Raw genomic sequence first — 14,424 nt, 5'->3', positions numbered from 1 at the left:
GCTTAAAAACAAAAAAGCAGGCCTTTCGGCCTGCTGCATTTTCGGCGGATGTTCCGCAAGGGGGGGGGTAGGGCTATGATTCGGTGCTGGCGCGAAGCATTTTGCACAGGAGGGATGAGAGGCGGTTGATGTGCTTTTCGATCTCCTCGCGGGTACGGCCAGGGTAGTTTCGGAAGGTCATCAGAATGCCGTTGAGAGAGGCGTAGAAAGCGTGGGCGTGGATGCGGTCTGAGCATTCGATGCCGTTGCGCTTGAGCACCTGCTCAAATTTGTTGAGCATGGCCCGCTGAACGCCGTTGTATTTGCGCAGCAGGTCCGGGGTCATGGACCCCTTGATCATCAGGTAGCTCATCATCTGAAAGGTGGGCTCGCTGTCAATCAGGTATCGGATCAGCGAGTCTGAAAAGTCTTCCAGAGAGAGCTCCTCGTTAGCATCCAAAAGATTGCCGAGCCATTTTTCCATTTCCCGGAGGTCTTTGATGAAGGCCTCTACAAAGAGATCTTCTCTACTGGGGAAATACCGGTACATCGATGCGGGAGATACGCCGACAGCGGCAGCAATGTCTCTGACGCCGATTTCATCGAAGGGTTTCTTGCCGAAAAGTTCCAGAGTGGCTTCGATGAGAATCTCTCTTCGAGCCTCGCGTTCACCCTCTTTCAGCTTGAGAAACTTTGATTTATTGTCCATCATGTCCAAGAATCCTGATTGTTACGTTATGCGCCTATTGATCGCATACAAGAGGTCCGTCCATCGCGCGCAAAGATTGTATGTGGAAGTTACGACTCCGAATTGTGACGGATTGAACCAGCCTGTATGGAAGGGGCTTTGATTAAACCTCTAGTGATAGTTATCGCAGTGTGGAAGGGTCGAGCTTAGCTGTAACTGTTTCCATGTATGGAAACGAGATACCGTAAAGTTAACACCAGTATACCAGACGAAATGTGACTTATCAAGGAGAATTGACAGGAAGGCTACGGACTTGCCTTGGACGTGACGTGAAGGTATGATGCAGGTCTTGGAAGGTCGCCATGGATGGCAACCCTTCGAGACAGGGGCCGCAGAATGGTCTGCGGCAGTGCCCCGTTTGGGGCATCCGTGAAACACAATGAAGCGATACCACCATGCTTGACGGTGCCGTCAAGGCGTCGAAGCGATGAGGCCGCAGTGCAGGCCTGGGAGAGAAGTGACGTGAAAGAGCTGCAGGGATTTCAGAGAAAATATTTACGGGGGTTGGCCCACGGGTTTAAGCCGGTTGTTTTTGTGGGGCAAAAAGGGGTGACAGACGCTTTGATTCTCTCCATGGAGGAGGCCCTTGACACCCATGAATTGATCAAGGTGAAATTCTTAGACTTTAAGGAAAAAGAGGCCAAGCAGACCCTCTCGGAAGAGCTTGAGAGCCGGACGGACAGCTGTCTGGCGGGTATCATCGGCCACGTGGCCATTTTTTATCGTCCCCAGAAAGATTCAAAGAAACGGCAGATTACCGTTCCCAAGACACGCCAGGATCTTGCGTGAAAATAGCGCGGTATGACGTGAGAGTGGAGCGGTGTTCCAAGTTCATGTGATCGTGTTTTTTTGAAGCTTTTATGTATACAAAAAACCAGGCGAGGTGGCACGCGAGTGCTCCTCGCCTGTTTTTTTTCTCCCCCCGGGCAGGGGCTCGGGTGGCGTGGGTGCCGGTCTTCTTCAGGAGGCGTTTGTGCAGGCCTCATCAAAACGGGCTTTCAGGTAGGCCACCTTCTCTTCGTCATAATCATCCATATCAAAGCAGTAGCCGTCACTTCCTTTCAGGCCTTCGGGGATCAGGTCGCCTTCTTCCTCGGGGTCGGTGATCATGTCTCCGTAAAAGCAGACAGAGAGCCAGCGTTCGGCCGGGTCGTCGTCGATGACGTCCATCATGACAAAGAGATCCCTCTCCGTCTGGGCGGCGTGGCAGGCCCTGAGGGAGTAGCTGACGCCGGGGCGACTGTTGAAATCCAGGGTGACCCCCTCTTTTGTTTCGAGGTAGTCTTTGAGGTTTAGAAAGGCTTCCTTCATGCGTGTTTCCGTCTCGGTCCAACTCTCGGTGAAGGCGTTAACGGCATTTAAAATGGTGGGATGGGTCATGGTGTGGCTCCTTTATAAGGTAAGTGGCCGACGCCTTAGGACGGGCAGGCAGGGCGGTCGGTGAGTTCTCTGATTGCAAAGGGGGAGTATAAGAGATGGGTTGCCGTGGTGTCAAGATGAGGCATGATTTTCGTTGAGATGACAAGGCTGTTATGCTCTGTAAAACAAGGGTGTTGACCTCGTGAGTCCCTTTCGGTGTTTCGGTTTACCTCACAGGGGGAACCCATTGGCCCGTTGAGGTCTCGGGATTTTGGGTGTATAGGGATAACCAGTCGGAAGTTAAGGACCATCCTGTCTGGAGTCTTGAAAAAGGGGGGGGGTATGGATCAGAGGTTTCTTGAGAGAGCCGGGTATACGGAAAATCTCTACTGGGCGTTTCAAACGTTCGTTCGCCATGAGATGTGGCATGGGGAGTGGGTGGATATTGGGGCCATGGTGAGGCGGGCAGTAGACGCCCCGGCCCTGGTTGCGGAGTTGAAGGGACGCCTCACCGCCGGTGATTTTTCACCCCGTCCCCTGGTGCCGGTTCGGACGCCGAAAGAGGTGGGGTTTTGCCTGGATTTGTCCGATCAGGTTCTCTGGATCGCCCTGGTCCAGGCCCTGGGGTCCGCCGTGGAGGCCGTCATGCCCTTGTGGAGCTATGGCAGCCGGCTTCACCGGTCGGAGTGGATTGATCGCAGCGGTGGCATGGCCCGGTATCGTCAGGGGTGGCACCGCAGGACCTCTGCCCGTCTCTACCGCCATCCCACCCGGGTCTGGCCCGCCTATCGGCGTCATATTCTTCAGGCGACCCGAGCCATGACCGGTTTGCAGAGTGAGCTGGGGATTCCCGGCTTTTTCAGGGGGGATGAGGGGCGGATTCTTCTGCCCGAATCCACACCGTATCTCTCCGGCCCGAAGGGTGGTGGCCCGGTTCGACAGCTTTACTGGGCCAGCTTCACCCTGGATACCACCGGGGTGGATGGCGCGGCCGCGGCCCGTCGGGGGGTTCAATCGGTCTCCTCCTCCATCGGCACGGAGGCGGTGGGTGCTTTGGGTGATATGCTCGATTTTACCTGGGAGGGCCAGGGAGAGGGGCCGAATCCTCTGCCGGCGGAGCTGTCCGTGTCGGGCTTTCTCTTGAATGTGGCCATGCTCCCGGTGGATCGTGCGGTGATGGCGGCCTTTGACGCCGAGGGCATGACCGGAGCCGTGGCTCACTTTCGACATGACACGGAGCACGTGATCATCGCACGCGACCCAGAGCGTCTGTCCGGCTGGATCGATACCTATGAGGCCCTGTTGCAGGCAAAGGGTCTCGGGGGCATTCACCGGGCCACCCTCTTGCCTAAAGGGATGTGGCCCTCGGGGACGGCTTCGGATCACGGGGTGCGGTTGGATGCCATCAACCCTCTTCCTGAGGTGACACGCCCCGTGGAGGCCATGGCCTCCATCCACAGCGCCGACTACACCCTTTTGGATCGTCGGGGCAAACGGGACCACATCGCACGCTTGGAGTCTCTGCTTCTGGACCCGTTTGCCGGCACGGGGATTTCGGAGCGATTGCGTATCGATTTCGCTTCGGCCCTTCTCTCGCGCAGGGCGGCCGATGCCTCGGAACCGGATCATTCGGTGGTCTGTTCCCTGGAACGGAGCGCCGACGGCAGCACCGATGACGAGGTGACCAGCCGTCTCTACCAGCAGCGCATGATTTCGGTGCGTCAGAGACAGCGCAGCCTTCTGGTGCTTCTGGAGGCGGCGGAGCGCTATCCCGAGGTTCCTGCGCTCTGGAGTCGAGCCCTCGGCCACATGCGCCGCAGCGGCTTCAGCACCCTGGCCCCGCTCCTGGATCGCCTCCCCCTTGACAGAGAGGATGGGCCTTACCTTGCGGCCCTTCTTCTGGGGCGGATGGCACGGGAGGCGGGCACCTGCATGCGGATATGCCTCGATGTCCGGCGACTTGACGGCGAGAGGGAGGGGGCGCGCGTCTTCCTGGAAGCCTTGGCTCGTGAGGGGCTGGCGCTGAGGGTGGAGGGGTCTCCCCTGGTGGCGTCCGCACTGAGGGCGCTCGGTGAGGCCTTAGGGGCCGCCCGGGAGATTTTTGATGAGAGAGGGTTTTCCTTGAGGGGACTGGAGGCGCTGCCCCGAGACATGGACCCGAAGGGCGTCTCGGCGTTTCGTTTTTATATGGAACAGCAGCGTCTCGACACGCGGAGGCCCCAGCGGGTTGCGGCGGCCGGAAGCGGGCCGAGGCCGGATGAGACGCCTTTAAATGAGTGGGTGACGGCTTTGACGCCGGATTCGGCAGAGCTCTTTGATCCCAGGGCCTCGGAGTGGACCGCCTTGTTTGTCGCCCGTCAGGCCTGCCATCACCTGATGAAAGACGGGGCGCGGTGTCTCCAGCCCGAGGAGGTTTTTATTCCCAGGTGCTGGGGGGGAGATGGGGGTCACGTCTCTTCCTGGGAATCCTGGCGCCGACAGGTCACCGAGGCACTCCCGCGTCTTTCCCCGGAGGGGGCAGGGGGCGGGGTGATTCCCCCGGTAGAGGCCTTGGGTGAGCGGCAGCTGGTGTGGGCCGCCACACGCAGTCTGGCCTTGATTCTGCTGGGAACCCTCCGGCGCTGTTTCGACCTTCCCGGGTACCTCGCGCATCCCTTTGGCCACCTGACGGATGTGCCCATCCACGGCCTGATTGAGTCCCTGTCTATCTCGTCTGACACCCGGCGGCTTCTTCTGGGGGTCCTGGAGCCGCGCCAATTGGAAACCCTGATTATTCGGCGGCAGGGAGGCGATGTGGACGGGGATGACACCCTGCTTGATCCTCCTGTCTGCGGTGATCTTGCCGTCTTTCACCGTCAGGTGGAGGCGGCGATGCAGACCCTGGAACGTCATCAATCCGGTGGACGGACCCGGCACCTGAGACAGCTGATTCCCGTCTCCATGGTCCACCACGCCACCGCCGCCAGGGACCTCCAGCAGGGGGCCTATCGACCCCTGCTGCGGGTCGGGTTTATTCAGACCACCACCGACGCCCGGGCCGCCTGGAAGGAGACGCCCCGCATGAGTCGGGCCGAGGGCGACCGTGCCTGGCACCAGATTCGGGAGGGGTTTCGAATTCTCACCCAGGCAGGCCCCATCCCTTCGTTTATCGTCATGCCGGAGCTGGCCCTGCCGGTGCATCGGCTGGAGAGCCTCAAGCGCCTCTCCATTCGAAGCGGGGTGGCGGTGGTCACCGGGGTGGACTACCTGGTGAACCCCGAGACCAAGCGAGTTCGCAATCGGGCCGTGGTGACCGTCCCGCGGCATTGGCTAAATCCCCGTGAGTCCGGACGATGCAGCACCTTCTGGTTTGGCAAGAGTTTCATGGCCCCGCCCGAGGAGAGCGGGATTGTAAGGAGTGGGAACACCTTTGTGCCGGATCCTGCGGTCTGGATCATCGATGCCGGGGGGTACGGCCGGATCGGGGTCTGCATCTGCTACGATTTTATGGATGTGGAACGTTACGCCATCTATCGGGGGCAGATTCACCATCTCTTTGTTCTGGCTTACAACCGGGACATTGACTCCTTTTACCATTTGGCCGACGCCCTCTCCAAGACCCTCTACTGCAACGTGGTCATCTGCAACACCGGGTTTTACGGCGGCAGCCTCGCGGTCTCTCCGTATTACGAACCCTGGAGGCGGACCCTTTATCGCCAGGAGGGAGCCAATCTGTTTTCCGTTCAGTCGGTGGGGCTCCCCGTGGCCGATCTGGCCCATGCCCAGGCCGGGGGCTCCGGGAAGATCAAGCTGTTTAAAAGTCTCCCTCCGGCGTATCAGAGACCCGACAGGCCTCCCTTGTGAAGCCCCCTTCTGCAGGCGCCAAATCGTCGTGAATTATTCTTGAGGATGTGGCATGGTTTGGAAGAAAATAGACACCGGCCACTCAGCCATGGCTTCGTGCGGCAGAATATTAGAGAAATGGAATGACGTGTATGACACCTGAACGTTTTGAAAAATTGAAGGCCATCCTCAAGAGCCGGCAGATGGATCTGACCGTGGTGATGGAGAATGTGCATAAGCCGCATAACCTGGCGGCGGTGGCCCGAAGCTGCGATGCGGTGGGGGTCTTTGAGACCCATGCCATCAGCGCGAAGCAGGAGGTGGTTTTAAGGTCGCATACGGCCAGCGGGAGCAAGAAATGGGTGGGGGTCAAGCGTCACGGCAGCGTGGACGAGGCCTATGCCCACCTGAGGAGCCAGGGGCTTCGTATCCTCTGTGCCCACTTTGACGAAGGGGCCGTAGATTTTCGCGCGGTGGACTTTACGCTGCCCACGGCCATCGTGGTGGGCGCGGAGCTCGACGGGATCACCGAGGAGGCGGTCGCCAAGGCCGATGGGTCTATGATCGTGCCGATGCTGGGGATGGTTCAGTCTCTTAACGTCTCCGTGGCGACCGCCCTGATCCTCTACGAAGCCCAGAGACAGCGCCTGGAAAAAGGGATGTACGACGAGCGCTCCATGGACGATGCGACCTATCAGGCCCTTTTGTTCGAGTGGGGGTATCCCCGGCTGGTGCCGTATTATCAAAAACAGGGGAAACCCTATCCCCCCATCAATGACGAGGGCTTCCTGGTCCTCGAGGAGCAAAAAGGGGCAGGGAAGCTTCCCTGACTCTGCATCCGAGACTTTTAACGAAAGGAGACACAGATGACCGGAGATGAAAAAACATGGCTTCTTGCGCAGCGGGCCCAACGCTGCGTGGACCGTCTGTCCAAACACCGTTTTGATGCCCATTATCTGGAGACCGCAGAGGAGGTGGCGGAGCGGGTGAGGCCCTTTTTGGAGGAAGCCACCACCGTGGGCTTTGGCGGGTCTGATACCGTTCGCTCCCTGGGCCTTCACACCCTGGCCGAGGAGATGGGCAAAGAGCTCTTTGACCATCATCGCCCCGGCCTCACCTACGACGAGACCCTGGCCATTCGAAAGGGCCAGCAGGGCTGCGACCTTTTTTTTACCAGCGCCAACGCCCTGAGTGAGACCGGAGAGATCGTCAACATGGATGGCATCGGGAACCGCACCAGCGCCATGGGCTTCGGTCCGTCCCGCGTGGTGGTGGTGGCCGGCTACAACAAAGTCGCCTCGGACCTTCACGCCGCCCTGCGTCGTATCCGGGAGGTGGCCGGCCCCTTGCGCGCCAAAAGCCTGGGCGTGGACACCCCTTGCGCCATCACCGGTGTCTGCTCTGACTGCAACGCGCCCATGCGAATTTGCAATATCACCACCATTCTTCACCGCAAACCCATGCTCACCGAGGTGACCGTTTTGGTCGTGGGAGAATCGCTGGGGTATTAAAGCTCAGGGGCTCCCCTGGGAACGAGGCAGACGAAGGTTAAGGGGGTGGTGCCGGTGTTTCGGATCTGGTGGGGGGCGCCGCCGGGGACGAAGGCGACGGACCCTTTTTCAACGGGTTCCCAGACGCCGTTGGCCAGGAGTTCGCCCTGGCCTTCGTGAAAGAAGATTTCATGTTCCCAGTCGTGGGTGTGGCTCGGGGTGTGGCCTTCAGGGGCCATCTCGAACAGGCGCATACAAAAGTTCTCTGCGCCTGTCTCCCGGCCGATGAGGATGCGTCCGGTGACGCCGGATGCAGGGCCACCATCAAAGGTTTGGCCCTCTTTCTCGTGGGCTTTGAATACCTGGGTCTTCATGGGTTTCTCCTCTCCTCTTAAAGGGGTGCTTCTGCGGTGTCGGATTCTGTGGGGTCGGAGGCGTCTCTGGCGCCTTTCATGATCACCGGTTTCCTTATAGCACATTTTGAAAGCGGGTGGGAACGGGCGTCATCCGTGGGATATAGAGGTCGAAAGGGGGGTCAGGTGACGGGCAGCCAACAAAAAAGCCCCCGAATCCTGAGGACTCGGGGGCTATATCGTCTTGTTGGAGCGGGAAACGAGATTTGAACTCGCGACGTCAACCTTGGCAAGGTTGCACTCTACCACTGAGTTATTCCCGCTCAGCACGGGAGAGTTTATACCGCCATCTCTTCCGTTGAGTCAACCCCAAAATGAAAAAAAGTTGCCGTGATTGTTTTTTGGGGCAGGAGGGGATCTGCCAGGGCCCTTGGTTTCAGGTGCCGTGTCTGTGGTTTGCGTTCAGGCGGCGGCATCTCTTTTTGTGGGCGGGGGTGCCGGGAGGGCAGAGCCGGAATGGGTGGGTCGCCTTAAGGCGACCTGAGGGGCCGTTAAAGCGGTTCCAAAGGGTGGGGGCATCCTTGTTATTAAAGGGCGGCTGGGGTGGGGTGGCAGAAGGGGACTTTTTCCCTGGGGTACCAAGTGGCGGGAAGAGGCTCCTGGGGCAGGGGGAGACCCTGGGCGGATGAAGGTGTCTGATGGATAACCGATCGCAATCACGTGGCATTTGTTTACAGGCTCATTTTTTTGGAAAAAAAGCTGAGCTTTTGGTTGACACCACCGGCAAATTTCTTTAAACCTTCTCTCGTTCGGTGAGCCCAGGTAGCTCAGTCGGTAGAGCAGGGGACTGAAAATCCCCGTGTCGGTGGTTCGATTCCGCCCCTGGGCACCACTTGACAACCTTTCGGGTTGCGGGGGTGTAGTTCAGTTGGTTAGAACGCCAGCCTGTCACGCTGGAGGTCGCGAGTTCGAGTCTCGTCACTCCCGCCATAAACCTGAAAAAGAAAAGAAATATTGCGTCCCCATCGTCTAGCCTGGTCCAGGACACCGGCCTTTCACGCCGGCGACAGGGGTTCAAATCCCCTTGGGGACGCCACATTTCTCTTCTTTTTCGGTTTTTTTTTGTTTAAAAATCATAAAAAAACCTCATTTCACACATATGATGTGCCGGTATCAGCCCCATTTGGGCGGTGCCATGATGGCCGTTGTATTCTATATAGTATGTTCATGCTTTTTGCATGGCATACCCGGTTTCACAGGCCGGACCCGCGTCTTCCAAATGCCATAACTCTCTCCTGAATCAAAGCACGTCAGGGTTTTAACGCCCGAACGTGTGGCACTGTTTTGTCTGTACGTGGGTCCTCCTGTGAATTCTTCGGAATCTCTCTCTTCGAAAAAAACCTCCCTTTCATTTATCGAAATATTTCTCTCCTTTATACCACCAAGGCATGGCTGCGTGATGTCCTCCGGGGTCTTTACGCCATGCTCTGGAAAAAATCGGTCATGGCGCGATAGAGGTAAAAAGCATCCTCACAACCGGCGGTTTCCCGTATGGAGTGCATGGCCAGCATGGGGACGCCCACATCAAGGGTGGGAATTCCTGTGATGGCGGCGGTGATGGGGCCGATGGTGCTGCCGCAGGGCATGTCGTTTCGCATGGCAAAGGCCTGGACAGGCACCTCGTTTCGTCTGCAGATCTCTTTGAAATACGCCGCGGTGGTGCTTGAAGTGGCGTAGCGCTGGTTGGCGTTGTACTTGATCGCCGGACCCTGGTTGAGCCGGGGGCTGTGGGCGGGGTCGTATTTCCCGGGATGTGCCGGGTGGAGCGCGTGGGCGTTGTCGGAAGAGATCATAAGGGATCGGGACGATGCCATGGCCCGTTCTTCCGGGTCTGGAATCAGCCGTTCAAGGACCTGCACCAGAAAGTTCCCGCTCGCCCCTGAAGGGGTCTGGCTTCCGACCTCTTCATGATCATTTAAGACCATTAAAGCGGGCGATTCCCCGGTCGACCTGGCAAGGGCCCGGGCCAGGGCGAAGCAGGAGAGCAGGTTGTCGATGCGGGCTCCGGTGATGAACTCCTGGTTGTAACCGGTGAGGGCGGGGAGCTGGGTATCGTAAAAGGAGAGCTCAAACTCCAGGACGGCCTCCGGGGCCACCTCAATCTCTTGGTTCGTCAGTTCTTTTCGAAGCAGGGTCTCCAGAGTGCCTGAGAGGCCTCCGGGCATGGCTATCAGGGGTGGCAGCTCTGTCTGGGGGTTTACCTGGCGGTTCTTATTGGCCTCGCGGTCCAGGTGGATGGCGAGGTTGGGGATGATGGCCACGGGGCGTTTCATGTCGATGAGGGTGTGTCTGACGCCGGGTCGATTTCCGCTGTTGTCAAGGGTGGTTATCCTTCCTGCCAGGGAAAGGTCCCGATCAAACCAGGTGGTCAGCAGAGGGCTTCCGTAGACCTCCACACCCAGCCTGGCCCCCCCGCCGTTTTCCATCTCAGCCACCGGTTTGACTTTCAGGCAGGGGCTGTCCGTGTGGGCGCCGCCCATGGCCAGGCCGGTTTCGCAAAAAGGGCGGCGACCCGTGGTAAAGGCGATAAGGGATGAGTCGTTTCGGGTGACCACATAACGGCTCTCCGGTTGGAGCGTCCACCGATCTTTTTCGTGGAGGCGTTGAAACCCTTCGGCTTCCAGGAGGTGGACCAGGGAGGCCACGGCATGGAAGGGCGTGGGAGAGGTGCCGAGAAAATGGAGAAGTCCTTCGTTAAACGGGCGTTTGTTCATGGGGGTCCTTTCAGTCCGTGGCGCGTGCATGATTTTTTGACACGTTTGATACACAGGCAACCCGCTTTTAAGGGGGCACACCTTGCCGCCGGAGGTTTTTTTTGGCTGAAGAGTGACGGTTTTTTAAATTGTACCACCGCTGAGCCTCTCAGGCCAAGGGGACGCTGGACAATTCGCGCGCAGCCGGGACCTCGATGCGCAGGCGTGTCCCTGTGCCCAGAGAGGAGGTGAGCTTCATGGTACCATGAAGGAGGCTGACGCGTTCCTCCATGCTGCGAACGCCCATGCGTTTTTCATGGACCGCTTCGGCCAGTCGTTTTTTGACATGGAACCCTTTGCCGTTGTCTTCCACTTTTAAAATCAGGCAGGGGTGGGAGGCCGTGAGGCGAATAACCACCCGGGTGGCGTCTGCGTGTTTCCGAACATTGGCGAGGGCCTCCTGGACCAGGCGGTAGAGGTTGATCTGAATATCAAAGGAGAGGTGCAGCTCCTTCACGCCGGCGGTAAAGAGGTCGATGGGGAGGTTGGAGTGGGTGGCCTGCTCTTCGCAATAGCGCCGGATGGCGGTAATGAGGCCCAACTGTTCCAGCTCCGGGGGCTGCAGGTTGTAGGCCAGGCCCCGGATGCTCTCGATGGATCCGCGCAGCAGTCGGGAGAGGGCCCGTGTTTTAACCTGGAGTGCGGGGGCGGATTCGGGGAGGGTATCAAGGAGGGTGTCCCAGCCAATTTTAAGGGTAGCGAGGTTCTGGGCCACGTTGTCGTGGAGGTCCCTGGCAATGCGTTGGCGTTCGTTCTCCTGGGCTTTGATAAGTTCCTGGGAGAGGGACCGGATTTGTTTCTCCGCGGCCTTGAGTTCGGTGATGTTGGTGATCACCACGAAGCTTCCCCGATCGTTGCCCTGATCATCGACCAGGGGCTCCGGTGAGATCTGAATATGAAGATTCTTTCCTGAGGCCGTGGCGAGCCGGGCTTCGTAGGAGCCGCGATCTTCATATCGCCCCTTGTCCCCGATGGGGGGATGATCTTCCGGGGCCACCACAAAGGTGCTTTTTTTGCCCATGAGGGTTGCCCGGCTGTATCCTGTCATGGCGCAGAGACAGTCGTTGGTATAGGTGAAGTGGCCTTCGGCATTGAAAATGGCCAGCCCCTCATTCATGTTCTCCACCAGGAGCCGATAGTGGGTTTCGGCTTTGGCCAGGGCCGCCTCGGTGGCGATGCGTTCGGTGATTTCCCCCTGGAGGCGGATGTTGATGTGCTCCAGCTCTTCTGTCCGTTCCTTAACCCGTTCCTCCAGTCGTTTTTGAGACTCTTTTAAGAGCGCCTCTCCCTCCTTGCGCTGGGAAATATCCCGGGCAATGGTGAGGACCATCTCCCGGTCTTCGAGGTGGAGCATGGAGGCGTGGAGCTCCAGGTGCATGGTGAGGTTCTCGGTCAGGATAATTTTTTCCAGTTCGCAGGGGCCGGAGCGTCCACAGATGAGGGTTTCACGCAGCATCCGCTCTACTTGAAACAGGTTGTTGCCCTGAAGAAACTTCATCTCCTGGGGCCGTTTGTCTACGGTTTTTTTTTGCGTCTTTCCGATGAGTTCCAGCGCGGCTCGGTTGATGCGGCTGATTTTGCCGGCCGGGTCGGTGAGGATGTAGGCATCCGGGGCGTACTTGAAGGTGTTTTTAAATTCTCGCTCCGAGCGGGCCAGGCGTCGCATGATTTTTTCCCGCGCATGGATCTCCCGCCTCAGTTCCCGGTTGGAGTGTTTGACCTCCTGAAAGAGAAGGTAGTCCCGGATAAAGGTTGTGGACAGGGTTCGGGAAATGACGCCGCCCATCAGAAACAGGCCCACCAGGTGCATGTTCTTGAAGAGAAAGAGGACCGGGGTCCCTTGGGTGACCCAGATCGTGGCCATCAGGCAGGAGGCTGTCCAGGTAAAGGAGAGGAGCAAGGGGCCGGGGGGGAGAATCAGGGTGGTGCAGAGACCGAAAATAGTGAGGTAAAATCGGGTGAGGGTGCCGACGGAGGCGTATTCGAGACCGGCAACCACCGCCAGGGCACCGCCCAGGCTCAGAATCGTCACCCCCAGCACGAGGGGAGAGTGACAGGCCTTTTTTTTCGCGTCTATGTGTCGATGAATGAGCAGGAGGGTGAGGGCGGAGGCGATAATCCCTCCGGCCATGGTCAGGAACAGGGCGTGGTACAGCGGGGGCTCGACCCCTCGAGCCATGATGACACGAAAGAGAGAGAGGATCGGTGTCACCACCAAAAAGGTCATATACATGAGGGTGAGCCGACGGGCGTTGGTGAGGCGCACATGGGCGTTGAAATCCTGCCGCATGGCGGCGGGAATCGCTGCCCAGTGGCGCTGAACTCTGGTCAGGACGGAGGAAAGGAGCTTCATGCCTTACTCCATGGGTTTGAAAAGGTGGGGTTGCCCGTAGTGCTGGGACTTTTCCACATAGATATCCGCCGAGGCGCGGATCACCTCCAGGATGTCCTGGGAGACTGTTTTTTTCACGGCACCCGGCATCCCGGCGACCAGAGAGTAAGGGGGAATGAGGGTGTTTTCAAGGACGACCGCCCCTGCGGCAATGATGGACCCTCGCCCCACGCATGCCCCATTCATCACCACCGCTCCCATGCCGATCAGGCAGCAATCTTCGATGGTGCAGCCATGGAGAATGGCACGGTGGCCCACCGTTACCTCTTCCCCGATGGTCAGAGGCTGGCCTGGGTCTGCGTGGAGCATGGACAGATCCTGGATATTGGTGCGGGCGCCAATGGTGATGGCGTCGGCGTCGCCTCGGATGACGGCATTGAACCAGACGGAGACCTCCTCGGCGAGGGTGACGTTTCCTACCACGACGGAGCCGGGCAGGTGGATCACCGAGGGGTGGCAGGCGGGGTGCAGGTCTTTCAGGCTGTAAAGGGGCACGAGGATCTCCTTGCGAGGCAAAGGTCCGGAACAACGGGCTACGGGCCGGGATCTCGGATGTTGACGTCGGCTCAGGGTGATGAGAGGGTGAACCGAAGCGGTGAAATCTTCTGTCGGCCGAGGGCATGGGACTCAGGTAGTCATGCGATGGCGGTCCATTCATTAAGGCATCAGTCATAATGCATTTTGCCTTGTTTTACAACAGTATTGGAGGATTATGGATCGGTCTGTGCGTGGTGAATCAGGAAAGAAAGTCATGGTTTCCGTGGCGCTTCCGGAACTTTACCCCGGGGTTCTTATCAAACGGTACAAGCGCTTTCTGGTGGATGTTCGCATGGAGGACGGTGCCCTGATTACCGCCCATTGCAACAACACCGGTTCCATGAAGGGGTGCTCGGAACCCGGCTCCCGGGTCTGGTTGAGTCATCACGACAACCCCAAACGCAAGCACGCCTACTCCTGGGAACTGGTGGAAACCCGGGAATGCCTTGTGGGTATCAACACCCTGCTCCCCAACTTTCTGGTGGCGACAGCCATTGAGGCCGGGGGCGTCCCGGCCCTTGATGGCTATGATTCCCTTCGTCGGGAGGTGACCGTCGAGAAGGGGACACGTCTTGACATGGTCCTTTACAAAGAGGGGCACCCTTCCTGCAACGTGGAGGTCAAAAACTGCACCCTGGTTCGCAATGGCGTGGCGGCTTTTCCCGATGCGGTGACGGAAAGGGGGCTGAAACACCTTCGGGCCCTGGCCAGGATGAAGGCAAAGGGAGAGCGTGCGGTGATCTTCTTTTTTATTCAGCGTCCCGATGCCGCCCGGTTTACCCCGGCCGACGATATCGACCCCGCCTACGGAAAGGCCTTGAGGGAAGTGGCGGCAGAGGGTGTGGAGATAGAGGCGTGGTGTGCGCGTGTGACGGAAACCCATGTGATTTTAGAACGCCCCCTGCCTGTGGATCTATAGGTGGGGCCGTCG

General features: G+C 58.6%; 11 protein-coding genes and 4 tRNA genes. 8 read left to right on the top strand and 7 right to left on the bottom strand.

Annotated features, from left to right (window positions below; all coding sequences use genetic code 11):
* Positions 1-73: 73 nt before the first annotated feature.
* Positions 74-691: a TetR/AcrR family transcriptional regulator gene (locus tag Q1Q75_RS00985; RefSeq protein ID WP_300667132.1), complete on the bottom strand. Its 618-nt coding sequence runs from the start codon at positions 689-691 to the stop codon at positions 74-76.
* A gap of 405 nt (positions 692-1,096) precedes the next feature.
* Here Q1Q75_RS00985 and yhbY point away from each other — a divergent pair, with 405 nt between their 5' ends.
* Positions 1,097-1,516, top strand: a complete 420-nt coding sequence (yhbY, locus tag Q1Q75_RS00980) for a ribosome assembly RNA-binding protein YhbY (RefSeq protein ID WP_366945128.1) — start codon at positions 1,097-1,099, stop codon at positions 1,514-1,516.
* Between the two features lie 171 nt (positions 1,517-1,687).
* On the opposite strand, the gene Q1Q75_RS00975 is transcribed toward yhbY, so the two are convergent.
* The gene (locus tag Q1Q75_RS00975) at positions 1,688-2,107 is read right to left on the bottom strand and encodes a hypothetical protein (RefSeq protein WP_300667130.1); all 420 of its coding nucleotides are present in this window, start codon (positions 2,105-2,107) and stop codon (positions 1,688-1,690) included.
* Positions 2,108-2,428: 321 nt separating this feature from the next.
* Between Q1Q75_RS00975 and Q1Q75_RS00970 the strand changes: the two genes are divergently transcribed.
* From Q1Q75_RS00970 to Q1Q75_RS00960, 3 genes are all read left to right on the top strand, one after another.
* A complete protein-coding gene (locus tag Q1Q75_RS00970) occupies positions 2,429-5,929 on the top strand; it encodes a hypothetical protein (RefSeq protein WP_300667128.1) in 3,501 nt (1,166 codons plus the stop codon).
* A gap of 131 nt (positions 5,930-6,060) precedes the next feature.
* Positions 6,061-6,738, top strand: coding sequence for a tRNA (guanosine(18)-2'-O)-methyltransferase TrmH (gene trmH / locus Q1Q75_RS00965; protein ID WP_300667126.1), 678 nt, complete (start codon positions 6,061-6,063; stop codon positions 6,736-6,738).
* A gap of 36 nt (positions 6,739-6,774) precedes the next feature.
* Positions 6,775-7,419 (top strand): lactate utilization protein, encoded by a 645-nt coding sequence (locus Q1Q75_RS00960; RefSeq protein ID WP_300667124.1) that lies wholly within the window; start codon positions 6,775-6,777, stop codon positions 7,417-7,419.
* Here the strand turns inward: Q1Q75_RS00960 and Q1Q75_RS00955 are convergent.
* Both Q1Q75_RS00955 and Q1Q75_RS00950 read right to left on the bottom strand, forming a co-directional pair.
* A complete protein-coding gene (locus Q1Q75_RS00955) occupies positions 7,416-7,772 on the bottom strand; it encodes a cupin domain-containing protein (RefSeq protein WP_300667122.1) in 357 nt (118 codons plus the stop codon). The genes Q1Q75_RS00960 and Q1Q75_RS00955 overlap by 4 nt on opposite strands.
* A gap of 227 nt (positions 7,773-7,999) precedes the next feature.
* Positions 8,000-8,074: transfer RNA gene (locus tag Q1Q75_RS00950), tRNA-Gly, on the bottom strand.
* Positions 8,075-8,567: 493 nt separating this feature from the next.
* Here Q1Q75_RS00950 and Q1Q75_RS00945 point away from each other — a divergent pair.
* From Q1Q75_RS00945 to Q1Q75_RS00935, 3 genes are all read left to right on the top strand, one after another.
* Positions 8,568-8,643 (top strand) — tRNA-Phe (locus Q1Q75_RS00945).
* A gap of 21 nt (positions 8,644-8,664) precedes the next feature.
* A tRNA-Asp gene (locus Q1Q75_RS00940) sits at positions 8,665-8,741 on the top strand.
* Between the two features lie 28 nt (positions 8,742-8,769).
* Positions 8,770-8,847, top strand: a tRNA-Glu gene (locus Q1Q75_RS00935).
* A gap of 379 nt (positions 8,848-9,226) precedes the next feature.
* Here the strand turns inward: Q1Q75_RS00935 and Q1Q75_RS00930 are convergent.
* The 3 genes from Q1Q75_RS00930 to Q1Q75_RS00920 all read right to left on the bottom strand — a co-directional run bounded on the left by Q1Q75_RS00930 (position 9,227) and on the right by Q1Q75_RS00920 (position 13,451).
* Entirely contained in the window at positions 9,227-10,525 is a 1,299-nt protein-coding gene (locus tag Q1Q75_RS00930) for a M18 family aminopeptidase (protein ID WP_300667120.1), read from the bottom strand.
* Positions 10,526-10,673: 148 nt separating this feature from the next.
* A complete protein-coding gene (locus Q1Q75_RS00925) occupies positions 10,674-12,917 on the bottom strand; it encodes a PAS domain S-box protein (RefSeq protein ID WP_300667118.1) in 2,244 nt (747 codons plus the stop codon).
* A 3-nt stretch (positions 12,918-12,920) separates the two neighbouring features.
* Entirely contained in the window at positions 12,921-13,451 is a 531-nt protein-coding gene (locus tag Q1Q75_RS00920) for a gamma carbonic anhydrase family protein (RefSeq protein WP_300667116.1), read from the bottom strand.
* Between the two features lie 217 nt (positions 13,452-13,668).
* Between Q1Q75_RS00920 and sfsA the strand changes: the two genes are divergently transcribed.
* Entirely contained in the window at positions 13,669-14,412 is a 744-nt protein-coding gene (gene sfsA / locus Q1Q75_RS00915; protein ID WP_300667114.1) for a DNA/RNA nuclease SfsA, read from the top strand.
* The last annotated feature ends 12 nt before the right edge of the window (positions 14,413-14,424 follow it).

Origin of the sequence: Desulfoluna sp. (genome assembly GCF_030145185.1) — a bacterium.
Classification (GTDB): domain Bacteria; phylum Desulfobacterota; class Desulfobacteria; order Desulfobacterales; family Desulfolunaceae; genus Desulfoluna.
Note: the sequence above shows the minus strand (reverse complement) of the source record. Positions and strands in the feature narration are given on the sequence as shown.